This window comes from Bifidobacterium biavatii DSM 23969 (assembly GCF_000741165.1).
Taxonomy (GTDB): domain Bacteria; phylum Actinomycetota; class Actinomycetes; order Actinomycetales; family Bifidobacteriaceae; genus Bifidobacterium; species Bifidobacterium biavatii.
The window spans coordinates 37,736-59,484 of sequence record NZ_JGYN01000008.1; the positions used below are offsets into that span (position 1 = coordinate 37,736).

Sequence of the window (21,749 nt, forward strand, 5' to 3'; positions counted from 1 at the left end):
CCGGAAACCCCAACAGGTTTCCCGTCGTCAATTCTATTCACCAAATACAACCGGACAATCTTGGAATGTGCATGTCGATGACAACGGTTGGAAGAACAACGCATTCGTCTTATCCGCGAAGCAAATGCCGCGTATCATATATGCCGTCGCGTATATCACATGCATCGTCAAATCCATCTGCATGCATAATAAGCCGATAATGTACGTTATGTCAGAAAAGATGAATGGGCAATACTTCATCCTGCTTGCAACAGCCCCTATCGTCTCTACTTGCGTCCGATGCCGCCGCGCAACACGCGATCCATCTGCGCACGCTCGGCGCGTTTGGCCTGCGCGAACATCAGTGACCATTCCAGCACGACCATCGCAATGCCGATGCCGGCACCGACGATCAGATACCGCTCGTAAAAATCACGCATGCCGTCACCGATATCATGCTGCATGAGCATGAACGCCATGAACGGCACCGCGCAAAGCACCACGGACGCAACCTGCGCGTAGACGACATTCCAGCTGACAGGTTCGACATCGGGATGCCGTTCGCCGGACAGGAAACGCCCTCGAATCACCGTAATCAGACAGACTCCCCCGGACCAAGCCAACGAAAACAGCCACAACAGCATGGGCACCGCATCGGTCATGGTGGTCGGCCTCCCTTTTCTCACACATACCAGCCGTTTGCGCCGACATCCTTAGCGCACCATGTCGCGACGAATCCTGTGCCACGGGCAGCAAAAAACACGTGCAAAAGGAGCACGCAAGACAGGACTTCACGCATCCATGCTCTGCGCGGCCCGCTGGGCGCGTTGCAAGGCTATTTTCTTGCGCATGCGCAACGCGGTTAATTCGTCGATGGGGCGCACCGCAGTGGTCGACACCGGAGGCATGGACTCCAGATCGACATAATCCTCGTGTTCGAGCGCGGCATCGATCTGATGCCACAGCGAACCCACGGAAATCGCGAACACCGCCTTGCCGCTTTGCAGCAGATCGAGCATCTGCTCGCTGGTCGTGCATTCATGCACGTTCTGCCCGTCGCACATGATGGTGACATTTTCCAAACGGGCCACGCTGCGCTGCGACAGAAAGCCGATCGCCGTGGTCACGTTCTGCAGGTTCACGCCGGCATCCAGCAGTTTTTTGGACACAGCGAGAATCACCACGTCCTTGAACGAATACAGGCGTCGCGATCCCGAACCGTGCGATGGGGTGATCGACGGTTCGACGATCTGCTTGCGGGCCCAATAGTCCAGTTGCCGGTACGTGATGCCTGCGACTTTCGACGCCACGGTTCCACGATATCCGCGCTTGACGTTCTGGGAATCGTCGGCCGGGAACAGTTCCCCCTGCACCGCCACGTCAACGCCGCTCGCGGCATCGTCCCCGGCCTGCGAATCGTAGCCGGAGACGACGCGCAGACGCGCATCCGTCGTCAGCATGTCAGCGGTCATCGCTCCCCCAATGTCGAACGATTCGTCCGCGCCCGCCTGTTCCCGCGACGGCGTGCGCGGAACGCAAAAACCACGGTCAGGAGATGACCGCGGACTTGGTGAAGAATACGAGACGGAACTTGCCGATCATGATCTCGTCGCCGTTGCGCAGCGTCGCGCTGTCCACGCGCTGTCGGTTCACGTACGTGCCGTTCAGGCTGCCGGCGTCGATGACCTGGAACACGTTGCCGACACGACGGAACACGGCGTGGGAACGAGACACCGTCGAATCGTCGAGCAGAATGTCCGCCCGCGGATCACGGCCCACGGTGATCTCGTCCTCGTCGAGCAGATAGCGGGAACCGGACACCGCTCCCCTGGTCGAGATCAGCAGCGCCGTGCCTTCAGACAGGCGCGCGATCGTGTCGAGATCCTCCTGCGTCAGCGGACGGTCCCCAGTGGTGGTAATCGGAATGGTAATGGCAGGCAGGCCGATGATGGTCGTTTCGCCCGCGCTTGGAATCGGATCAGTCATAGTCACACATTTTACATCACCGATGGCGGCAATGGTGGGATATCCATGAAGAGTGGCGGAATATCGCCGTTTCGGGTTTTGACGCAGCACACGCGGACGTTGCCGGGGCACCACACGACGTCGCCGGGTCGGATGCCGTCATTCCACGGTCTGCGCGTACTGGTACTGCTGTGTTTCGCGCACCTCGGTGATGCGCACCTCGTTCTCGGTGGTGACGGTGACGTTGGCTCCGAACTTGACTTTCAGACGAGACCCCACGCCGCCGGCAATGTTCACCGCATTCGCCAGCGCCTGCGGATCCCCGATCGCCTTGATGATGTACGGCGTGCTCAGCACGACGCCGTCACATACCAGGCCGCTGTCCGTGTCGCTGATGTACGTGCTGGTGATCACGCGCACCGAATTGACGGCGATCACCTCGGCGCCGGCGTTGCGCAGCTCTTCGAGCAGCGTGAACATGGTGGAGGCGTCGACGTCTGTTTTGGTGCCACGCGTGATGCGAATGACCACGCCCTGACCCTTGGCCGGAAGACGGCCCGAAAGGATGCCGTTCGTTTCCTCGTTCTGCTTGGCGATCTTTTCGGCCGCCGCCTGCTTGTCCGCGGTGGCCTGCAGCGAGTCGAGCTGGCTTGTCAGTTCGCTTTTGCGCTGTTCCAGATTCTGCACCTGCGTGCTTGTCTGGCTGATAAGGCTGACGAGCTCGTCCTCGCTCATCGTTTCGTAGTTCGATTTCGTGTTGATCTGCACCATATAGCCGAAGGCGAGCAGGGCGCACATCACCGTGATCAGCGCGCTGGTGAGCAGTCTCATGCGGGTCGCGTTCGCGTTGAGAGAACGTTTGCGGCTGCGGCGGCGCACGACGGGGAACGAACCGGTGTCGGTGGAATCGTTGGCCTTGTCCTGCACGTGCTGGATGTGCATTTTGGTGAGCACATCCTGTGGCTGTCTGCGACGGGCCATGGGCTCACCCCTTGAAGATGAAGCGGCGAATGGCCGACACGTTCGAGAAGATGCGGATGCCGAGCACGACGATCACGGCCGTCTGTAGCTGGGATCCGACGCCCAACTGGTTGCCGAGGAATACAAGCAGCGTTGCGGTGATGACGTTGGAGAAGAACGAAATCACGAACACCTTGTCGGAGAAGCTGCGTTCGAAGTAGGCTCGGGCAGCTCCCAGCAACGCGTCAAGCGCGGCGACCACCATGATCGGCAGGTACGGCTGCAGCATGACAGGAATGGCCGGCTTGACGAACAGACCGACGACCACGCCGATGATCAATCCCAAAACCGCCGCCATGCTACTCGTCCTTTCTTGCGTATGACAGGTTGCCGCTTGCCGCCGCCTCCAGTGTAATAGATTTCGATTTCGACACCTGAGGATAGATGCCTGCCGCCGCGAACGACTCGTACAATCCGGGTTGCTGTTTGGCGCTCACCACGTCGGCCAGTTTTTCCCGGTTTCCGATCGCCTCGATCGCATAGGGGCTTTGCACCGGGTTGACGCCGATCATGATCGTCTGGCCGGCGGTGCGGATCGACGTTTGCACGCCCAGCCGATATCCGTTGACCGATATCGCTTCCGCCCCTGACTGCCAGAGCAGCGAAACCAGCATCTGCAGATCGGCGTCGGTGACCACCCGGACCTGACTGCTGGTGTTGTCGCGATGATACGTGCCGTCGTCGTTGCCGTCCGCCGCAATCGGATTGGCGAGGGTCAGCGTGATGCCCTCCCCCGTGACCGGCACCGCGCCGTTCATCATTTCCTCCTGCGTCAGCGTGTCGCTGCGGGCGACGTCGCCGAGCTTGTTTGACTGGTCGGTCACCTGCGCCTGCAGGCTACCGACTTCGGCCGTCAGCTTGTCGAACTGCGCGTTGATCGACTCGAGTTCGCTGGCCCAGTTCTGACGCACCGTCTTGCGCGGATCGGTGTGCAGCTGCTGCACAAACGCGCTGCCGTACAGTCCCACGGCGATGCAGATGATGAACACGATGATGCGCGTCGTCCAACGCTCCCATGCGGATACGCGACGCTGCGCAAGACGGGAATCGGAAAACAACGGGTCCATCGGACGATTGGTCAGGTCGTCGATCAATCTCAGCGAATCATCGTTGGATTTACGTCGGCGCCGCGATGCGTGTCCGCTGGCCGCAGCAAGCGACGCATGATGGGATTCGAGACCAGCGAACGACGAGGAAAACGCAGCCCGGCGCCGCACCGTCGCCGATTCAGGCGAGACCGGGAACGACGGGGCCACTGTCATTGCGAATGCCGTGCCGTCCGTCCCGTCGCTGATGCCGGCCACGCCGTCGATGCCGCCTATGCCGCTCATCGCGCCTCGCGGATGAGTCGGATGCCCTGCCGCAAGTAGATGCCTCCGGCAAGCCAGTACAGGCCGACGCCCCAGATGCCGGCGGCCAATGCGGCCAGATGCAGCAGATCGACCAGAGGATTGTTCCAGATGTCGCAGAAGATCAATGCGGTGATGGAGATCATGAGCATGGCGGTACCCGACTTGCCGACGAAATTCACCGGCAGCGGCCCATAGTCATATTGAGCCAGAGCCAGCACCTCAAGCCCCATGAGCAGGTCGCGCAGTCCGACGATGATGAGCATCCACCACGGGATGATGCCGGCCACACCAAGGGCGAGGATGCTGCAGAAGATCAACAGCCTGTCCGCGATCGGATCGAGGATCTGCCCTACTTTGCTGACTTGGTTGAGTAGACGCGCGAGTACGCCGTCCACTCCGTCGGACACGGAGGAGACGGCGAGCACAGCAAGCGCCTCAATCATCTGGTGCCGGGACACCAGCACGGCGATGATCGGAATCGAAATGATCCTGAGCAGGCTGATCAGATTCGGGACGGTGAAATAGATGTCACGCGCCTCCGGACTGTATTTTTTCCTGAATTTCTCGTTGAGCTTGAACTTCATGCGACTGGTGACGCTACATTCTCGAAGCCTGCAGCGCGGTGACGATGATGCCACGCGCGCCGACCTCGTACAACTGGTCCATAAGCTGGTTGACCTTCGCCTTGGGCACCATGACGCGCACCGCGTTCCACTGCTTGTCGTGCAGCGGGGAAATCGTCGGGCTTTCGAAACCCGGCGTGACGGCTACTGCGGCGGCCACCTTGGACACCGGGATGTCGTAGTCCATGAGCACGTAGCGCTGCGCGGTGAGCACGCCCTGCAGGCGGCGGGAGAACTTGATGAGACGCTCGTCCTGCTCGTCGAGACGCGGAGAGCGGATCAGCACCGCCTCCGAGTGCAGGATCGGGTCGGCGAAAATGCGCAGACCGGCGTTGCGCAGCGTGGTACCGGTAGACACCACGTCGGCGATCAGATCGGCCACGCCGAGCTGCACGGACGATTCGACGGCACCATCGAGGTGGATCGTCTCCGCTTCGATGCCGTGCGCGACCAGATAGTCATGCACAAGCTTGTCGAAGGAGGTCGCGACGCGCTTGCCCTGAATGTCCTCGAGCGAGCTGATCGGGGATTCGTTGGGAGCTGCGAAGCGGAACGTGGACGCGCCAAAGCCGAGCTGCATGTGTTCCTTCGCCTCCGTGCCCGAGTTGAGCAGCAGATCGTGGCCGGTGATGCCGACGTCGATGGTGCCTCGGCCCACATACACGGCGATGTCGAGCGGACGCAGATAGAACAGCTCGATGCCGTTGTCCGGATCTTCGACGACGAGCTGGCGCGGATTGGAGCGCAGGCGATAGCCTGCCTCCGCCAGCATGTTCCATGCCGGTTCAGACAGCATGCCCTTGTTGGGCACGGCGATACGTAACATCGTTTCCTCCCTTATCGAATGCCCGGCCGCGTGACGACGTGTCGTGCGCGTCGGCGCGGCCGGGCGAACAATGATCACAGGTGCTTGTAGACGTCCTCGAGCGTGATGCCGCGGTCGATCATCATGACCTGCAGATGGTAGATGAGCTGACTCATCTCCTCGGCGGTGCGGTCGGCGCCTTCATATTCGGCGGCGATCCACGTTTCGCCGGCCTCCTCGACGATTTTCTTGCCGATGAAGTGGGTGCCCTTGGCCAGTTCGTCTACGGTCAAGGATCCGGCCGGCTTGGTGGCAGCCTTCTCGCTCAGCTCGGCGAACAGCGATTCAAAAGTCTTCATATGTGATACGTGTCGCTTTCTTGTATATGAGGGTCAGGCGCGGAACGCGGCCTCGGCCTTAGCACGGATGTCGTCGATAGCCTGGGCCGGGCTTTCAGCGCCGTACACGGCGGAGCCCGCCACGAGCACGTCGGCGCCCGCCTCGGCCACGATGTGGGCGGTCTTCGGGCTCACGCCGCCATCGACCTGGATCTTGGTCGCGAGGCCACGACGCGTGATCTCGTCGCGCAGGCGGCGGACCTTGGCCATCTGGTTGTCGAGGAACTTCTGGCCGCCGAAGCCAGGCTCGACGGTCATAACGAGAATCATGTCGAACTCGTCGAGGATGTCGAAGATCGGTTCGACCGGCTCGGCCGGGCGCACGGCGAAGCAGGCCTTGCAGCCCATGTCGCGCAGCTGGCGGGCCAGACGCACCGGCGCGTGGGTGGCGCCCATGTGGAAGGAAACGGAGGCGGCGCCGAGCTTGGCGTATTCGGGGGCCCAACGATCCGGGTCCTCGATCATGAGGTGCACGTCGACCGGCAGGTCGGTGACCTGGCAGATGCGGCCGACGATCGGCTCACCCAAGGTCAGGTTCGGCACGAAATGGTGATCCATCACATCGACGTGAACGAGATCGGCGTTGGAGATGGCCTTGAGGTCGCGCTCGAGGTTGCAGAAGTCGGCGGACAGGATGCTGGGTGCGATTTGAATAGTCATGGTTGTCATTCTATGGAGTCTGAGCGACGAGCGGCGACGCCGCGTTGCGCTCGTCGCGGTTGTTCACTGATTGTTCTTCTTGCGCGAGGCGTCGGCTTGCGCTTCGGCCATGGACTCGCGTTCCAGCTCGTCTGCGGTGACCGCGGTGAGCCGGCGGGACAGCTGTTCCGAATCCCCGCCGAAGCGCCAGAGCACGACGAACAGGATGCAGCCGAGGATGAAGCACAGGATCGCGGTCCACACGTTGATGCGTAGGCCGAGGATAATCGTGGAGTAGTTGATGCGGATCATTTCGATCCACGTGCGGCCGAGACCGTACCACATCAGATACATGGCGAACTGCTGGCCGGCCTTGAGCGTGCCCCACAGCTTGTGGCCGATCCACACGATGAGCGCCGCGCCGATCAGATTCCAGATCAGCTCGTACAGGAACGTCGGGTGGAACAGCGTGCCAGTCGGGCACGCCTGACCGTTGTAGCAGATCTCGGTTTTGCCGATTGCGTCCGCATCGTTGAGCTTCAGACCCCACGGCAGGGTCGTCGGCTTGCCGTACAGCTCCTGGTTGAACCAGTTGCCGAGACGTCCGATGGCCTGCGCGACCATGAGTCCGGGAGCCAGGGCATCGGCGAACAGCGCGAACGGGTAGCGCTTGTGCCGGCACCACAGGAACGCGGCCAGCGCGCCGACGGAAATGCCGCCGAAGATCGCCATGCCACCTTCCCACACCTTGAGGATGTTGACGAGGTTGCCGGTGGGCGGGAAGTACTGATCGGGCGTGGTGATGCAGTGGTACAGGCGCGCGCCGACGAGCCCGCACGGCACGGCGACCAGCGTGGTGTCGAGCACCTGGTCGAACGTGCCGCCGAGCCGCTTCCAGCGTTTGGTGAGAATCGTGACGGCTGCGAAAATGCCGATGAGGATGCAGATCGCGTACATGCGGATGGTCACCGGGCCGATCTGGAAATATGAGAACGTCGGTGACGGAATATAAGCCAAGTTCATCGTATGATGCTCGCCTCTCTACTCGTGTATGCCGCTGTCATCCTACCCCAGTCCGGAAGGAATCCGCATGATTGAGCGCAGGTTCCTTCCGGACACGAACACGTTCGTCCGTTGCGGGCTATCGCGCGTTGTGGATGCCTTCGGCGAGCGATTCGGCCTTCGCAGCGAGATCCTTCAGCCCTTCGGCCGGGTCCTTGGCGGTGCGGTTGTCATCGTTCAGCAGCGTGTGCACGAGTGCGGATCCGACGATCACGCCGTCCGCGTACGCGCCGACCTTCGCGCCCTGTTCCGGCGTGGACACGCCAATGCCGACGCACACGTTCTTCGCGCCCGCCTTGCGGGTGCGTTCGACCAGCGTTTCGGGGGATGCGTCGATCGTCGCACGTTCGCCGGTCACGCCCATGCGGGCCGCGGCGTACACGAATCCGCGCGCGTTCTTCGCCACGACCTCAAGACGTTCGTCGGCCGAGTCGGGGGACACGAGGAAGATACGGTCGAGACCGTGGCGGTCGGACGCTTCGATCCACTCCCCCGCCTCGTCCGGGATGAGGTCCGGGGTGATAAGTCCCGCACCTCCCGCGTTTTCGAAGTCGCGGGCGAACCGTTCGACGCCGTAGTGGTAGATGAGGTTCCAGTAGCTCATGATAAGCGGCACACCGCCCGCCTTCGCCACGGTTTCCACGGCCTTGAACACGCCGTGGATGCTTTCGCCGTTGTTCAGGGCGATCTGGCTGGCGGCCTGGATGACCGGACCGTCCATCACTGGGTCGGAGTACGGCAGGCCGATCTCAACCGCGTCGACGCCGTGCTCGACCATGGTGCGCAGCGCATCGAGCGAAACATCCGGGTTCGGGAAGCCGTACGGCAGGTAGCCGATGAACGCGGGCTTGTTCTCCGCCTTGAACGCGTCGAACATCGCCTCGGTGCGGCTGGGCTTGTGGCTGATGCCGAGCGGCTGTCCGGACGGCGTGGTTGCTGTATTCGTCATGGTATGTTCTCCCCTCGTTCCTCAGGCCACGTTGTCGCCGTGCGCGCCGGTCACGTCGAGCGCGGCCGCCTGCTCGTCGGTCAAATAGCCGAACCACTTGCCGGCGGTGGCCATGTCCTTGTCGCCGCGGCCGGAGATGTTGACGATCATCACGGCCTTGTCGTAGCCCTTCGCCTTGAGGTCGGCGGCGGCCTTGTACGCGCCGGCGACCGCGTGCGAGCTTTCGATGGCGGGGATGATGCCCTCGGTCTGGCTCAGGTCGCGGAACGCGTTCATCGCCTCGTCGTCGGTCGCCCAGCTGTAGTTCACGCGGCCGATATCCTTGAGCCACGCGTGCTCCGGGCCGACGGACGCGTAGTCGAGGCCGGCGGAGATCGAGTACGTGTCGAGCGTCTGGCCTTCGTCGGTTTCCAGCAGGTAGCTCTTCGCGCCCTGGAACATGCCGAGCTGGCCCGTGCCGGGAGCGAAGCGGATCGCGTGGCGCCCGGATTCGGGGCCGTTGCCGCCCGCCTCGTAGCCGTACAGGTTCACGCGCTCGTCGTCGAGGAACGCGTTCATGATGCCGATCGCGTTCGAACCACCGCCGACGCACGCGCAGATCGCGTCCGGATGGTCGATACCGTACCAGTCCTTGAGCTGTTCCTTGGCTTCCTCGCCGATGATCTTCTGGAAGTCGCGCACCATCGCCGGGAACGGGTGCGGGCCGGCGACTGTGCCGAGCAGATAGTGCGTGTCCTTGACGTTGGTGACCCAGTCGCGCAGCGCCTCGTTGATCGCGTCCTTCAGAATCTTGTCGCCAAGCGTGACCTCCACGACCTCGGCACCGAGCATGCGCATGCGGGCGACGTTGAGCGCCTGACGGCGGGCGTCGATCTGGCCCATGTAGATGCGGCACTTGAGGCCGAGCATCGCGCACACGGTCGCGGTGGCCACGCCATGCTGGCCAGCTCCGGTTTCGGCGATCACGCGCGTCTTGCCCATGCGCTTGACGAGCAGCGCCTGGCCGAGCGCGTTGTTGATCTTGTGCGCGCCGGTGTGGTTGAGATCCTCGCGCTTGAGGAAGATGCGCGCGTCAAGGCCGGTCTTGGCCTTGACCAGCTCGGCGAAGCGCGGCGCTTCGGTCAGCGGGCTGGGACGGCCGACGTAGCGCTGCTGCAGCGTCATGAACTCCTTGTGGAATTCCGGATCGGCCTTGGCCTCGTCGTAGACACGCTCCAGCTCGTCCAGCGCGGTGATGAGCGCCTCGGGCACGTACCGGCCGCCGAACTGACCCCAGTACGGTCCCTGATGCTCGCTTAACGGAGTGGTTTCGGATGCTTTCACTCTTGCTCCTGCCTTTACTAGTCGTTCCACTGCAAGTTCATGATCGGCGGCCGTGGCCACGCCCTCGCCCACCAGCACCGCGTCGGCGCCGGCACGGCCGTAGTCCTCGACCTCCACCGCGCCGAACACGCCGGACTCGGCGACGCGGATCACGTCGTCCGGCAGGTTCGCCGCCAGCTCGTTGTATTTGTTCACGTCGACCTTGAGATCCTTGAGGTTGCGCGCGTTGATGCCGATCACCTTCGCGCCCGCCGCGATCGCGCGTTCGATCTCCTCGCGCGTGTGCGTCTCGACGAGCACGGTCATGCCCAGCTCGTGCGCGAGGTCGAGCAGGTGCCTGAGCTTCGCGTCGTCGAGCGCGGCGACGATCAGCAGCACCAGATCGGCGCCGTGGGCGCGCGCCTCGAAGATCTGATAGTCAGTGACGATGAAATCCTTGCGCAGCACCGGAATATGCACGGCGGCGCGCACCTTGTCAAGATCGTCGAGCGAACCGAGGAACCTGCGGCCTTCGGTGAGCACGGAGATCGCGCTCGCGCCGCCGGCCTCGTATTCGCGGGCCAGCGCGGCCGGATCGGGAATGTCGCTCAGATGGCCCTTGGACGGGGACGCGCGCTTGATTTCGGCGATCACCGGGATGCCGTCGGCGCGCTTGAGCCATCGCTTCGCGTCGATCGGGGCCGGGGCCGCCAGCGCGGCCTTCCTCACATCATCAAGCGACACGGTGCGCTCGCGGGTCTGCTGGTCCTCCAGTGCGCCCGCCACCAATTCGTCCAGAACCGACATGATCCTCCCTTTGTTCGTGGTCGATCATGCGTCACTGTAAGCCACCGTGTCCGACAAGCGCCTTCGTCGTCCTACATTCTGGGCGGCCAGGCCGCACGCATCTGACGCAGACCGTCGTCGGAGAACAGACCGGCGCCGACCGTCAAATTGCAATCGTATGCACATTTTTGGCGTGTCGCGATGCAAAATGGGTAGCGGAATCTGCAAATGGCATCATTACCATTCACGGAACCCATCCTTCAATGAAGATACTTTCGTTGAAGTTTCAGTATATTTCAAGAGTTGCACCGGATATGCAACACATGTTCAAATCACTCGCCGAATGGCGCAATTCATAGCCCACGTTTGCATTCTCGTCATGACGTTTTTTTCTCCACATATCCACTTTTTTGTCGAATTCGATTGCGCGGAAGCGATATTGCCCATACAGTGTGCCACACCGCAAACGACACGGTTGGCGGTATTCGGAAAGGAAAAACGACCATGACGAGCACGATGATCGGCATCGACGACGAAGAGACAGCTCCGGCGATGCTGGACACGAAAGACGTGGCCGACACGCTCAAGGTGCACGCACCGGAATTCTACGAGGAATCACGGCGAATGTTCTACAGCGAAGTGAACCTGCACCCGTTCAAAAAGCATTCGAAGGACACGCTGCATTTCATCGAATGGATGTTCTGGGACTGGCTGGCCTTCGACAGGCGCATAGGACTGTCCGGCTCCGACGGCGAACAACTCGAAATCAACCAGTACGACGACGGCATGTCGCCGTATCTCGCCTTGGCACGGGTGCTGCACAACGACGGAAAGATATCCGACCGTCAGCTTGACGACATGAGCGAAACGGATGACACCAATTTCACATCCGTGTTCTGGATCCGCAACGCCAGCGCCGCACGCAGAACCATGCGGCTTGAGGATGCGATGAACGGCGGCGAGTACACCGTGTCGGCGCCGGGCAAGGCGGCGGAATACGACGGCGCCCGAGGCGGCATGATCGTCACGCGAATCGCCAAAGTACGCGGTTCATGGCGCCCGTGCGCGATTTCGATCTACGAGGCGCGAAGGCCTGATTCTCCGAAAACCAGACTGGCGGTCATCGACGCTTTCGGCTCCTACCGGACCGATTTTCCGGGGCTGGTCCGATTCTTCTACGGACGAGCAAAGGACACCGGACTTGATTGGGAGGACACCGAGGCACTGCTGCATGATGGAACGCGAGGCAGCCGGGCCTAAGACGAACGATGGAGACGAGTGATCCCGAGCGCGGAAACTATCGGCTTCCCTGCCAAGCCTTGAGCACGTCCTGAGGCACCTTCGAAGCATCGAACCGATAGTGGCCGGTGACGGACATGTGGCGGCGGAACGCGAGATAGTCGTTTTCGCGCTGCCGCTGGCCCATGTTGTGGATGACGTACGGCGTGCCATCGCGGTCGCGCTTGTCCGAGATCACGCCGATGTGGCGGTTGGTTTCGAACACCACGATGTCGCCGCCCTGCCATTGCGCATGATCCGCAATGTCCGTGGTGAGTGTCTGCGCGTATTTGGAAAGGAATACGTCGAGCACGCCGGTGCGGCGGAAATCGATGTTCGGATCCGGTTTGGGCGCGACCGCGGCATAGGACTCCGGATCAGAGGCGATATCGGCGTCGACCATGGCCTTGAGATCGTAGCCGGCTTGACGGAACGCGCGCCACACCGTGTCGGTGCACGCGCCGCGATCAGCCGGCGGATAGCCGCCCTCATAGTAGCCACTGTCATAGCGCGGATGGTTGTTTGCATCGGCTCGTGCACCGGCTACGATGTCGGCGTAGTCGTCGACGCCGTTGCCGTTGAAGTCGATGGAACTCGCCTTGCGCGGGTACTTGCGTTCGCTGTCAGCTTGCGGCATAACCGACGATTCACCGCCAGCTGACGACTGCAGCAGCGACTGCCACGCATGCCGGTCATATGGCGTACAGCAATCGCGCCGGCACCGACGATCGCGGCGGTCAGCAGCATGACGAGCACCAATCCGAGTCCTCGACGACGGCCACGCCGTGCACGAACGTCAATGGGACCGTTGTGGCCCTGACCGTCCTGTTCCGCAATGCGTCGCGCCATGACATCATCCTTCCGCCGCTTCCGGGTCCGCAGTCGGACCATACTGTACTCCTCATGCGAACGGGTCCGTGCCGGCCATACAGAAAAACTGTATGGCCGGCACGGACCCGTTCACGGTCTCGCCCGATTCGGCCGGCGCCGCATCGGCCCCTCGACGAATCCGAGCAGCGTCACAGCTCGCGCAGCTGCGCGGCGATCTTCACCGCCTCGACGCTCGCCTCGGCCTTGTTGCGCGTCTCCTGCCATTCGGTCGCGGGCACGGAGTCGAGCACGATGCCGGCTCCGGCCTGCACACTCGCCTCATGGTCGCGGATGAACGCGGTGCGGATCGCGATGGCCATGTCGAGGTTGCCGGAGAAGTCGAAGTAGCCGACGGTGCCGCCGTAGATGCCGCGGTCGGCCGGCTCCAACTCGTCGATGATCTCGATCGCGCGCGGCTTGGGCGCGCCGGACAGCGTGCCGGCGGGGAATGCGGACGTGAACACGTCGAACGCGGTCAGATGCGGGTCCACACGGCCAGTGACGGTCGAGCAGATGTGCATGATGTGGCTGAACCGCTTGATGTCCATGAGCGAGACGACCTCGACGGTCGTCGGATCGCACACGCGGCTCAGATCGTTGCGCGCCAGATCGACGAGCATGATGTGCTCGCTGCGTTCCTTCGGATCGGCGAGCAATTCCTTGGCGAGACGCGCATCCTCCTCCGGGGTTTTGCCGCGGGGGCGCGAACCGGCGATCGGGAACGTCATTGCGTGGCCGTTGTCGACCTTGATGAGCGTTTCGGGGCTGGAGCCGATCACGTTGAAATCGCGGCCCTGTGCGTCGGTGAGCGTCATGAAGTACATGTACGGGCTCGGGTTGAGCGTGCGCAGGACGCGGTACACGTCGAACGGATCGGCCGGCGAGTCGATGTCGAGCCGCTGCGAGATGACGACCTGGAACACGTCGCCGTCGACGATGTGCCGCTTGGCGGCCTCGACGGCCTGCTCGTAATGGCTTTTCTCCGTGCGGAAGCGCAGCGGCGGCTGCGGCACGGACTCGTCGAGGACGTTGACGCGGGCCTCGCCCACGGTGGGGGTCGCCGCGTCGCACTGCATGCGGTCGAGGCGCGCGACGGCCTCGTCGTAGGCGGCGTCGGCGCGCGTCGGCTTGTCGTCCACGTTCACCGCGTTCGCGATCAGCCACACGGAACCGGAAACATGGTCGACCACGGCGATGTCGGTCGCCAGCGCGAGCACGGTTTCCGGCTGACCGGTCTCGTTCGGGGCTTCGGCGCGCAACGTCGGCTCCCAATGGCGGATGGCGTCCCACCCGACCGTGCCGACCAGACCGCTGGTCAGGTTTGGCAAGCCGGCGACGTGCGGGGCCTTGAGCGTTTTGAGCGCAGCATGCGCAACTTCGATCACGTCGCCGCTGGTCGGCACGCCGGCCGGCACCTTGCCCAGCCAGTCTGCCTTGCCCCCGTTGGAGCGCAGCTGCGCCATCGACCGCACGCCGATGAAGCTGTAGCGGCTCCACGTGCCGCCGTATTCGGCCGATTCGAGGATGAACGTACCGGTTCGTCCGCCAGCGAGCCGCTCATAGAAGCCGACCGGGGTGAGCGAGTCGGCGAGCAGCCGGCGCACGATCGGGATCACGCGATAGCCCTCGTCGGCCAATTCGTGGAACTGTTCGCGGCTCGGCCAGGTCGCGCCCCATGTCAGATGTTCGACGCTGCATTCGCTCATGCCTGTTCCTCCTGTTCCTTGCCGGCCTTGTCAGCTGCCGATTGTTCCGCCTGGTCGGGAGTGCGATGCCCCTCGACGCACGGCAGCGGGCCGCCTTCGAGGAAACAGCTGCGCTTGCCAGTGTGGCAGGCGGCGCCCACCTGATCGACCTCGACGAGCAACGCGTCGCCGTCGCAGTCGAGTGAGACGGACTTGACGTACTGCATGTGACCGGACGTGTCGCCCTTGCGCCAGTATTCCTGCCGCGACCTTGACCAGAACGTGACCCGCCCGGTCGTGAGCGTGCGGCGCAGCGCCTCGTCGTTCATGTAGCCGACCATGAGCACCTCGTGCGTGTCGTACTGCTGGATGACCGCGGCGACCAAGCCCTTGGCGTCGCGCTTGAGGCGTTCGGCGATGCGCGGGTCGAGCGTCGTGCTGTTGTCGTATTCCATGACTGTTGTGTGTCCTTTTCGTTCAGTTATGCGATGTCTGTGGCGGCCTAGTCCAAGCTGCAGAGGCCGATCGATGACGCGCTCGTCTCAGCGCACGGTATAGCCTGCGCGTCGCAGCTCGTCCTTGACCTCGCCGATGGTGACCTTGCCGTAGTGGAAGATCGACGCGGCGAGCACCGCGTCCGCACCGGCCTCGATCGCCGGCGGGAAATCGGCGGCCTTGCCCGCGCCGCCGGAAGCGATGATCGGAATGTTCACTTCCTTGCGCACGGCACGGATCATTTCCAGATCGAAGCCCTGCTGCGTGCCGTCGGCGTCCATCGAATTGAGCAGGATCTCCCCCGCGCCCAGCTCCTCGGCACGCTTGACCCACCAGATCGCGTCGATGCCGGTCGACTTGCGACCGCCCATCGTGGTCACCTCGAAACCGGACTGCGTGTGCTGCTCGCCCCGCTCGCGGCGGGCGTCGACGGACAGCACGAGCACCTGATTGCCGAACCTGTCGGCAACGCGGCTGATCAGCGTCGGATCGTTGATCGCGGCCGTGTTGACGCCCACCTTGTCCGCGCCGCAACGCAGCAGCGAGTCGACATCTTCGGGCGTGCGCACACCACCACCGACGGTGAGCGGGATGAAAATCTGCTCGGCCGTGCGCGCGACCACGTCGACCATGGTCTGCCGGTGCGAGCTGGACGCGGTCACATCGAGGAACGTGAGTTCGTCGGCGCCCTGACGATAGTATTCGGCGGCCAGCTCCACCGGGTCGCCGGCGTCGCGCAGATTCTCGAAGTGCACGCCCTTGACCACGCGTCCCGCATCGACGTCCAAGCATGGGATGACTCGAATGGCCAGCGACATATTCACTCCTGTTCCGTGCGGTTGCCTTACCGCCATACAGGTTAGCGTGCCGCCGTTACAGCCGGTTCATGCGATTCCATTTGGCGGAATCGCATGAACTTCGCGAATCGCGAGCAGACGGACCGCCGTCGCATGCGTCATGTCCTTCGTTCGGTCAGTCGCGCGTCCCTGACAGCAGACGCTCCTCGATCCAACGGGCCACGCCGTCGTCATCGTTCGCCGGGCAGGTTTCGTCGGCGATCGCCAGCACGTCCGGGTTCGCGTTCGCCACGGCCACGCCGAGTCCGGCCTCGCGCATCATCGCGATGTCGATCACGTCGTCGCCGAACGCGACGGTCTGCGCCAACGGCACGCCGAGCCGGCCACACACGATGCGCAGCGCATGCTCCTTGTTGGCCAGCGGGCTCATGAGCATCCACATCGTGCCTTCGGAAATGTGCACGTCGAAATCGTCCGGCACCAGCGTTTCCAACGCCTTCCATTGTTCGGCGTCGGGGAAGACGATGATCTTGTCGGCGATGCCGTCGGGAACGTCGCCGTCGGCAAAGTCGGTGAGGCGCCACGTCTGCGTCTTCCAGTAGACGCTCACATCAAAGTTCGTATACCGCACGTCGTCCATCACGATGCCGACCTTGAGGCCCGGCAGTTCGCGCAGGAAGCCCCGGCACACCTCGCACGCGCGAGACGACGGGAAACCGATCTTCTCCAGATGCCCCTCCGCGGCCGGCCGCGCGCCGGTGAGCAGGTCGAAGTCGGAATGCGCCGGATCGAAGTCGATGAGCGCGCCGTTGAGATAGATCACCGCGTCGGCCGGAAGCCTGTCGGCGAACGCGAGTCCGGTGCTCACCGGACGGGCCGTGGCGATCGCGAACAGGTAGCCGGCGTCGTGCAGCCGCTCGATGGTCTCGACCGAACGGTCGGTGATGTACCGTTCCTCGAACGTGGCGCCGCCGTGCAGCAGCGTGCCGTCGAGATCGGCAACGACGAGCCGGACGTCGTCGCGGCTGTTCTGCGGCTGGTCCGTTCGGTTTGCACGGCCCGCACGTTCCGCGGCCGTCACAGCAGGCCCTCGCAGTACGAGCGGACGATGTCGGCCGAACGATGCAGTTTGGCGAGTTCGTCGTCGGCCAGATCGAGTTCGACGATTTCGTTCGCGCCATTCGCACGCAGTTCCGTCGGCACGCCGAGGAACACGTCATGCTCGCCGTATTCGCCGTCGAGCAGCGTGGACACGGGCACGATGCGACGTTCGTCCCACAGGATCGTCTGCACGATGCCGGCGACCGTGGACGCGATGCCGAAGTTCGTGCCGCCCTTCGCGGCGACGATCTCGTTGCCGCGCATGCGCGTCTTCGCCTCGATCTCCTCAGTGGACACCGACGCGAAACGATCCTGGTTGTCCGCAAGGAAACGCGCGAACGGCTTGCCGCCGAGCGAGACGGTGGACCACGCGGTGAACTGCGAGTCGCCATGCTCACCCATGACGAAGCCGCCCACGTTGCGCGGGTCGAGGCCGGTTTCCTCGCCGATGATGGTTTTCAGCCGCGACGTGTCGAGCGCCGTGCCGGTGCCGAGCACCTGCGTGCGCGGCAGGCCGGAACGCTTCCACGCGTACCAGGCCATCACGTCGACCGGGTTGGACACCATGACGATCACGCCGTCGAAGCCGGAGGCCATGACGTTGTCGACCACGTCGCCGACGAGGCCGATGGTGAAGCCAAGTTCGGCCAGACGCGTCGAATTCGCCGGCGGCTTGCGCCCCACGGTGATGACGACGATGTCGGCGTCCTTGCAGTCGGCGTAATCACCGGCACGCACCTTGACGTGACGGTCCTGGAATTCGCTGCCGTCGTCGAGATCGTGCGCCTCGCCCAACGCCTTGGACGCGAAGTGGTCGATGAGCACGAGCTCGTTGCACAGGCCGTGTGTGACGATGCCGAACGCGGCGGTGGAGCCGACCTGCCCGGTGCCGACGATGACGACCTTGTTGCGGTTCATGGTGACCATGTGGTTGCGTTTCCTTTCCTAACGGTATGCCACCGATATTCTGTCATGGAATTGCGCGGCGGGATGTCCTGACACGAAAATGAGCCATGACCGAAGCGGTCATGGCTCATGACGAACTCATTGCGGATGAACGGCGATCAGACGAGGTTGAACTTCGCCATCAGGCCGAGGGCGATGATGATCGCGACCCACAGCAGCGCAATGATGACGGTCCAGCGGTTCAGGTTCTTTTCCGCCACGCCGGAGGAGCCTGCGTTCTGGGTGAGGCCGCCGCCGAACATGTCGGACAGACCGCCGCCCTTACCCTTGTGCATGAGGATGAGCAGGGTGAGCAGCAGGCTGAAGACGACGAGAATGATCTGCAGCACGAGCTTAACGATGGCCATAGCGGACACGGGCGAACCTCCAATTCATAAAGTGCTGTCCTATACCATACCCCAAGGTGGTGAACAACGGGGCGAAACCGCCGAAATCGCGGCTACGTTCGGCCATGTTCAGCGTCCGGACGTCGCCTTGAGCGTCATGCGGGCGATTTTCGCGAGTTCGTCGGCGTCGAGCGCGGCCCCGCCGATCAGGAAGCCGTCGACGTCCGGCTCGCCGATGAGTTCGACCGCGTTCTTCGACGAGACGGAACCGCCGTACAGGATGCGCACGCCGTCGGCGACGTCGCGGCTGAACGTGGCCGCAAGATCGTCGCGTATCGCCTTGGCCGCGTCCTGCGCGGATTCCGGTGTGGCGACCATGCCGGTGCCGATGGCCCATACCGGCTCGTAGGCGATGACGAGTTTGGCGGCCTGATCACTGGACAGGTCGCGTGTCACGTCGTGGACCTGGCCGACCGCGAAGTCGAGTTCGATGCCCTGCCGGCGTTCCTCGAAGCTTTCGCCGACGCACAGGATGGGCTGCATGCCGGCGGCGAGCACGGCGCGCACCTGATCGACGATGTTCGCGTCGTCTTCGGGATGATACTTGCGCCGTTCGGAATGACCGACGATGACGTAGCGGCAGCCGAGCGCGGCGATCATGTCGGCGGACACGTCGCCGGTGAACGCGCCCTGCGTGGTGACGGACACGGACTGCGCGCCGTAGCGGATGGGCAGCCTGTCGGCTTCGACAAGCACCTGCACGCTGCGCAGCGCGGTGAACGACGGCATCAGGGCGACTTCGCAGCGCTTGTAGTCGAAGTGCGCGTCGCGGAGCAGCCACGCGAGTTTCTGCACGAAATAGGTGGCTTCCAGATGGTCGAAGTGCATCTTCCAGTTGCCCGCCACCAGCGGTGTGCGCGACGCCATGCCGTTGTTCCCTTCCCGTAGGATCCGTTCTCGGATGCGATGTGTGTTGTTCACAAAACGAAGCGCCCCTCCGCGAAGAGGGGCGCGACGTTCAGATCATTCTCAGTCGAGCACCTTCAGGCCCGGCAGCTCCTTGCCCTCAAGGAACTCGAGGGAGGCGCCGCCACCGGTGGAGATGTGCGAGAAGCCATCCTCCGGGAAACCGAGGTTGCGCACCGCGGAGGCGGAGTCGCCGCCGCCGACGATGGTGAACGCGCCGGCCTTGGTCGCGTCGACCAGACCCTGGGCCACGGCACGGGTGCCGTCGGCGAAGGCTGCGATCTCGAACACGCCCATCGGGCCGTTCCACACGACGGTCTTGGAGTCGACGATCTTGTCGTGGAACAGCTTCTGGGACTCCGGGCCGATGTCGAGGCCCATCTTGTCGGCCGGGATGGCGTCGGCCGGAACGACCTCCGGGGCGACGTCGGCGTCGGACTTCGGGAAGCCCGGGTTCACGACGATGTCGGTCGGCAGCACGAGTTCGACGTTGTTCTTCTCGGCGGTCTCGATGTAGCCCTTGACCTTGTCGAGCTGATCCTCTTCAAGCAGGGAGGTGCCGACCTCGTAGCCCTTGGCCTTGAGGAAGGTGAACACCATGCCGCCGCCGATGACGAGGCGGTTGGCCTTGTCGAGCAGGTTCTCGATGACGCCGAGCTTGTCGGAGACCTTGGAGCCGCCGAGCACGACGGTGAACGGACGCTCCGGGTTCTCGGTGGCCTTGGACAGGGCCTTGACTTCCTTCTCGACCAGCAGGCCAGCGGCGGCCGGCAGATCGGCGGCCACGTCGTAGTTGGAGCCCTGCGCACGGTGCACGACACCGAAGCCGTCGGAGACGAAGGCTTCACCGAGGGCGGCGATCTTCTTGGCGTAGGCGGCGCGCTCGGCCGGATCCTTACTGGTCTCCTCCGGGTTGAATCGCACGTTCTCGAGCAGCACCACGTCACCGTAGTTCATGGCGGCGACCTTGGCCTGGGCATCCTCGCCGTAGGTGTCCTTGGCCAGCGGCACGTTGACGCCAAGCAGCTCGCCGAGACGGGCGGCGACCGGAGCCAGGGACAGCTCGGGGACGACCTTGCCCTTCGGGCGGCCGAGGTGGGCCATCAGAATGACCTTAGCGCCTTCTTCGCGCAGCGTCTTGATGGTCGGCAGGGCGGCCTTGATGCGGCCGTCATCGGTGATCGTGGTGCCGTCCAGCGGAACGTTGAAATCGGCGCGAACCAGGACGCGCTTGCCCTTGAGATCTCCAAGATCCTTGAGTGTCTTCATGAATATCCTTTCCTAACCGCGTGCTGCGTCGCATGACGCTCCGTAGCACGGGAAGAGTGGTGACGTGGATACGCCACTAGTGATAATACAGGCCAGAACGAACAAAAACACCGCCATTCGCATAATGCGAGGCGGTGTTTCGCGTATTGAAAAATTCAGAAAATCAGGTTACAGCGACTGGCCGCGAGCCTTGGCGGTTTTGTCCGCAAGCTGCAGCAGACGGCGGATGCGTCCTGCGATGGCGTCCTTGGTGATAGGCGGATCGGACAGACGTCCCAGCTCCTCGAGACTGGCGTCGCCGTGGTCGAGGCGCAGCTGGCCGGCGGCCTTGAGATTGTCCGGGATGTCGTCGCCGAGGATCTCGAAAGCCTTGCGGACCTTTTCGCTCGCCTCCGCGGCAGCCTTGGCGCTGCGGCGCATGTTCGCGTCGTCGAAATTCGCGAGGCGGTTCGCCTTGCCGCGAGCCTCGCCGTCGGAACGCTTGCCGGTCCATTCGCGGGCAGAACGGGGTGCGCCCATGAGATTGAGCATGCGTTCGATCGCATCCGGATCCTTAAGCGTGACGCGTTCGGAGCTGCGCAGCTGGCGCGGCTTGGCGCTGATGCCGAGACGCCGGGCGATGCCGGCCAGCGCGAGGGCTGCCTCGTTGCAGGGGCAGGTGATTTCCAGATAGCTGGCCTTGCCCGGGTCGGACAGGCCGCCGTGCGCCAGGAAAGCTCCACGCCACGCAGCCTTGACCTGCGCGATGTTGCCGTTGACGATTTCCGCGGGCAGACCCCGCACCAACTGCTTGCGACGGTCGAGCAGACCGGTCTGCAGGGCGAGGGCCGCGCCGCCGCGGTCGACATGGATCAGATAGCGCTGCACGACGCCGTTGGGCGTCTGGCGGGAGACTTGGGTGAGCACCGCCTCATGGCCGTACAGATCCTTGATGGTGTCCTGAAGCCACTTCGCGGCTTCCAACGAATCGAACTGCGCCTGCACGATGATCTGGCGTTGCACGAGCTTCAAGCCGCCGCCGAAGCGGATCATCGCCGTGGCCTGCGCCTTTTTGGCGGCGGGCAATTCATTATCGATTGCGGCGAGTTCGCTTTTGACATCATCCAGAAGAGCCAA

24 protein-coding genes are annotated in these 21,749 nt (G+C 63.3%); 1 reads left to right on the forward strand and 23 read right to left on the reverse strand.

All coding sequences use genetic code 11. The features are described from left to right. Positions 1 to 266 precede the first annotated feature (266 nt). The 13 genes from BBIA_RS03880 to BBIA_RS03940 form a co-directional block, all read right to left on the reverse strand. Positions 267 to 641 (reverse strand): hypothetical protein, encoded by a 375-nt coding sequence (locus BBIA_RS03880; protein WP_033493690.1) that lies wholly within the window; start codon positions 639 to 641, stop codon positions 267 to 269. A gap of 129 nt (positions 642 to 770) precedes the next feature. Continuing rightward, positions 771 to 1,451 carry a MerR family transcriptional regulator gene (locus tag BBIA_RS03885; protein WP_238548428.1) on the reverse strand — a complete coding sequence of 227 codons (681 nt, stop codon included), beginning with the start codon at positions 1,449 to 1,451 and terminating at the stop codon, positions 771 to 773. Between the two features lie 76 nt (positions 1,452 to 1,527). Beyond that, positions 1,528 to 1,965 (reverse strand): FHA domain-containing protein, encoded by a 438-nt coding sequence (locus BBIA_RS03890; protein ID WP_033493688.1) that lies wholly within the window; start codon positions 1,963 to 1,965, stop codon positions 1,528 to 1,530. A 138-nt stretch (positions 1,966 to 2,103) separates the two neighbouring features. Further along, positions 2,104 to 2,925 (reverse strand): DUF881 domain-containing protein, encoded by an 822-nt coding sequence (locus BBIA_RS03895; protein WP_033493685.1) that lies wholly within the window; start codon positions 2,923 to 2,925, stop codon positions 2,104 to 2,106. Between the two features lie 4 nt (positions 2,926 to 2,929). Then, on the reverse strand, positions 2,930 to 3,262 hold the full coding sequence (locus BBIA_RS03900) for a small basic family protein (protein WP_033493680.1): 333 nt from the start codon (positions 3,260 to 3,262) through the stop codon (positions 2,930 to 2,932). 1 nt (position 3,263) lies between these two features. Continuing rightward, positions 3,264 to 4,226 (reverse strand): DUF881 domain-containing protein, encoded by a 963-nt coding sequence (locus tag BBIA_RS03905; protein ID WP_033493801.1) that lies wholly within the window; start codon positions 4,224 to 4,226, stop codon positions 3,264 to 3,266. Between the two features lie 65 nt (positions 4,227 to 4,291). Further along, positions 4,292 to 4,900: a CDP-alcohol phosphatidyltransferase family protein gene (locus tag BBIA_RS03910; protein ID WP_033493678.1), complete on the reverse strand. Its 609-nt coding sequence runs from the start codon at positions 4,898 to 4,900 to the stop codon at positions 4,292 to 4,294. A 13-nt stretch (positions 4,901 to 4,913) separates the two neighbouring features. Then, positions 4,914 to 5,765, reverse strand: coding sequence for an ATP phosphoribosyltransferase (hisG, locus tag BBIA_RS03915; RefSeq protein WP_033493675.1), 852 nt, complete (start codon positions 5,763 to 5,765; stop codon positions 4,914 to 4,916). Between the two features lie 74 nt (positions 5,766 to 5,839). Continuing rightward, complete coding sequence (locus BBIA_RS03920) at positions 5,840 to 6,103, reverse strand: phosphoribosyl-ATP diphosphatase (protein WP_033493673.1); 264 nt, start codon at positions 6,101 to 6,103, stop codon at positions 5,840 to 5,842. A 33-nt stretch (positions 6,104 to 6,136) separates the two neighbouring features. Then, on the reverse strand, positions 6,137 to 6,802 hold the full coding sequence (gene rpe, locus BBIA_RS03925) for a ribulose-phosphate 3-epimerase (protein ID WP_033493671.1): 666 nt from the start codon (positions 6,800 to 6,802) through the stop codon (positions 6,137 to 6,139). A 63-nt stretch (positions 6,803 to 6,865) separates the two neighbouring features. After that, a complete protein-coding gene (lgt, locus tag BBIA_RS03930; RefSeq protein ID WP_033493670.1) occupies positions 6,866 to 7,804 on the reverse strand; it encodes a prolipoprotein diacylglyceryl transferase in 939 nt (312 codons plus the stop codon). A 118-nt stretch (positions 7,805 to 7,922) separates the two neighbouring features. After that, positions 7,923 to 8,792 (reverse strand): tryptophan synthase subunit alpha, encoded by an 870-nt coding sequence (gene trpA / locus BBIA_RS03935; RefSeq protein WP_033493669.1) that lies wholly within the window; start codon positions 8,790 to 8,792, stop codon positions 7,923 to 7,925. A gap of 21 nt (positions 8,793 to 8,813) precedes the next feature. After that, a complete protein-coding gene (locus BBIA_RS03940; protein WP_033493668.1) occupies positions 8,814 to 10,901 on the reverse strand; it encodes a bifunctional indole-3-glycerol phosphate synthase/tryptophan synthase subunit beta in 2,088 nt (695 codons plus the stop codon). A gap of 483 nt (positions 10,902 to 11,384) precedes the next feature. Here BBIA_RS03940 and BBIA_RS03945 point away from each other — a divergent pair, with 483 nt between their 5' ends. Continuing rightward, complete coding sequence (locus BBIA_RS03945) at positions 11,385 to 12,140, forward strand: hypothetical protein (protein WP_051923751.1); 756 nt, start codon at positions 11,385 to 11,387, stop codon at positions 12,138 to 12,140. Positions 12,141 to 12,177: 37 nt separating this feature from the next. On the opposite strand, the gene BBIA_RS03950 is transcribed toward BBIA_RS03945, so the two are convergent. From BBIA_RS03950 to whiA, 10 genes are all read right to left on the reverse strand, one after another. After that, complete coding sequence (locus BBIA_RS03950) at positions 12,178 to 12,795, reverse strand: DUF1287 domain-containing protein (protein WP_156103667.1); 618 nt, start codon at positions 12,793 to 12,795, stop codon at positions 12,178 to 12,180. A gap of 382 nt (positions 12,796 to 13,177) precedes the next feature. Further along, on the reverse strand, positions 13,178 to 14,734 hold the full coding sequence (locus BBIA_RS03955; RefSeq protein WP_033493665.1) for an anthranilate synthase component I: 1,557 nt from the start codon (positions 14,732 to 14,734) through the stop codon (positions 13,178 to 13,180). After that, the gene (gene hisI / locus BBIA_RS03960; RefSeq protein ID WP_051923752.1) at positions 14,731 to 15,168 is read right to left on the reverse strand and encodes a phosphoribosyl-AMP cyclohydrolase; all 438 of its coding nucleotides are present in this window, start codon (positions 15,166 to 15,168) and stop codon (positions 14,731 to 14,733) included. Before hisI ends, BBIA_RS03955 begins: the two co-directional genes overlap by 4 nt. A gap of 87 nt (positions 15,169 to 15,255) precedes the next feature. Further along, a complete protein-coding gene (gene hisF, locus BBIA_RS03965) occupies positions 15,256 to 16,026 on the reverse strand; it encodes an imidazole glycerol phosphate synthase subunit HisF (RefSeq protein ID WP_033493663.1) in 771 nt (256 codons plus the stop codon). 154 nt (positions 16,027 to 16,180) lie between these two features. After that, positions 16,181 to 17,086, reverse strand: a complete 906-nt coding sequence (locus BBIA_RS03970; protein WP_081891966.1) for an HAD family hydrolase — start codon at positions 17,084 to 17,086, stop codon at positions 16,181 to 16,183. Continuing rightward, positions 17,083 to 18,033, reverse strand: coding sequence for an L-lactate dehydrogenase (locus tag BBIA_RS03975; protein WP_033493661.1), 951 nt, complete (start codon positions 18,031 to 18,033; stop codon positions 17,083 to 17,085). The genes BBIA_RS03970 and BBIA_RS03975 overlap by 4 nt, the downstream gene beginning before the upstream one ends. Before the next feature lie 137 nt (positions 18,034 to 18,170). Next, positions 18,171 to 18,419 carry a preprotein translocase subunit SecG gene (secG, locus tag BBIA_RS03980; protein WP_033493659.1) on the reverse strand — a complete coding sequence of 83 codons (249 nt, stop codon included), beginning with the start codon at positions 18,417 to 18,419 and terminating at the stop codon, positions 18,171 to 18,173. A 108-nt stretch (positions 18,420 to 18,527) separates the two neighbouring features. Further along, positions 18,528 to 19,325 carry a triose-phosphate isomerase gene (gene tpiA, locus BBIA_RS03985; protein WP_033493657.1) on the reverse strand — a complete coding sequence of 266 codons (798 nt, stop codon included), beginning with the start codon at positions 19,323 to 19,325 and terminating at the stop codon, positions 18,528 to 18,530. 102 nt (positions 19,326 to 19,427) lie between these two features. Continuing rightward, a complete protein-coding gene (locus BBIA_RS03990) occupies positions 19,428 to 20,633 on the reverse strand; it encodes a phosphoglycerate kinase (protein WP_033493655.1) in 1,206 nt (401 codons plus the stop codon). Between the two features lie 168 nt (positions 20,634 to 20,801). Continuing rightward, positions 20,802 to 21,749 carry a DNA-binding protein WhiA gene (gene whiA / locus BBIA_RS03995; protein WP_033493653.1) on the reverse strand — a complete coding sequence of 316 codons (948 nt, stop codon included), beginning with the start codon at positions 21,747 to 21,749 and terminating at the stop codon, positions 20,802 to 20,804.

Coding starts and splice junctions, on each gene's coding strand:
- hisI (WP_051923752.1), bottom strand. CDS start 15,168: ATGGAATACGACAACAGCACGACGCTCGACCCGCGCATCGCCGAACGC.
- secG (WP_033493659.1), bottom strand. CDS start 18,419: ATGGCCATCGTTAAGCTCGTGCTGCAGATCATTCTCGTCGTCTTCAGC.
- BBIA_RS03940 (WP_033493668.1), bottom strand. CDS start 10,901: ATGTCGGTTCTGGACGAATTGGTGGCGGGCGCACTGGAGGACCAGCAG.
- BBIA_RS03905 (WP_033493801.1), bottom strand. CDS start 4,226: ATGACAGTGGCCCCGTCGTTCCCGGTCTCGCCTGAATCGGCGACGGTG.
- hisF (WP_033493663.1), bottom strand. CDS start 16,026: ATGTCGCTGGCCATTCGAGTCATCCCATGCTTGGACGTCGATGCGGGA.
- BBIA_RS03945 (WP_051923751.1), top strand. CDS start 11,385: ATGACGAGCACGATGATCGGCATCGACGACGAAGAGACAGCTCCGGCG.
- BBIA_RS03900 (WP_033493680.1), bottom strand. CDS start 3,262: ATGGCGGCGGTTTTGGGATTGATCATCGGCGTGGTCGTCGGTCTGTTC.
- rpe (WP_033493671.1), bottom strand. CDS start 6,802: ATGACTATTCAAATCGCACCCAGCATCCTGTCCGCCGACTTCTGCAAC.
- trpA (WP_033493669.1), bottom strand. CDS start 8,792: ATGACGAATACAGCAACCACGCCGTCCGGACAGCCGCTCGGCATCAGC.
- lgt (WP_033493670.1), bottom strand. CDS start 7,804: ATGAACTTGGCTTATATTCCGTCACCGACGTTCTCATATTTCCAGATC.
- BBIA_RS03920 (WP_033493673.1), bottom strand. CDS start 6,103: ATGAAGACTTTTGAATCGCTGTTCGCCGAGCTGAGCGAGAAGGCTGCC.
- BBIA_RS03955 (WP_033493665.1), bottom strand. CDS start 14,734: ATGAGCGAATGCAGCGTCGAACATCTGACATGGGGCGCGACCTGGCCG.
- BBIA_RS03910 (WP_033493678.1), bottom strand. CDS start 4,900: ATGAAGTTCAAGCTCAACGAGAAATTCAGGAAAAAATACAGTCCGGAG.
- BBIA_RS03895 (WP_033493685.1), bottom strand. CDS start 2,925: ATGGCCCGTCGCAGACAGCCACAGGATGTGCTCACCAAAATGCACATC.
- BBIA_RS03950 (WP_156103667.1), bottom strand. CDS start 12,795: ATGCCGCAAGCTGACAGCGAACGCAAGTACCCGCGCAAGGCGAGTTCC.
- BBIA_RS03885 (WP_238548428.1), bottom strand. CDS start 1,451: ATGACCGCTGACATGCTGACGACGGATGCGCGTCTGCGCGTCGTCTCC.
- tpiA (WP_033493657.1), bottom strand. CDS start 19,325: ATGGCGTCGCGCACACCGCTGGTGGCGGGCAACTGGAAGATGCACTTC.
- BBIA_RS03880 (WP_033493690.1), bottom strand. CDS start 641: ATGACCGATGCGGTGCCCATGCTGTTGTGGCTGTTTTCGTTGGCTTGG.
- BBIA_RS03890 (WP_033493688.1), bottom strand. CDS start 1,965: ATGACTGATCCGATTCCAAGCGCGGGCGAAACGACCATCATCGGCCTG.
- BBIA_RS03975 (WP_033493661.1), bottom strand. CDS start 18,033: ATGGTCACCATGAACCGCAACAAGGTCGTCATCGTCGGCACCGGGCAG.
- hisG (WP_033493675.1), bottom strand. CDS start 5,765: ATGTTACGTATCGCCGTGCCCAACAAGGGCATGCTGTCTGAACCGGCA.
- BBIA_RS03990 (WP_033493655.1), bottom strand. CDS start 20,633: ATGAAGACACTCAAGGATCTTGGAGATCTCAAGGGCAAGCGCGTCCTG.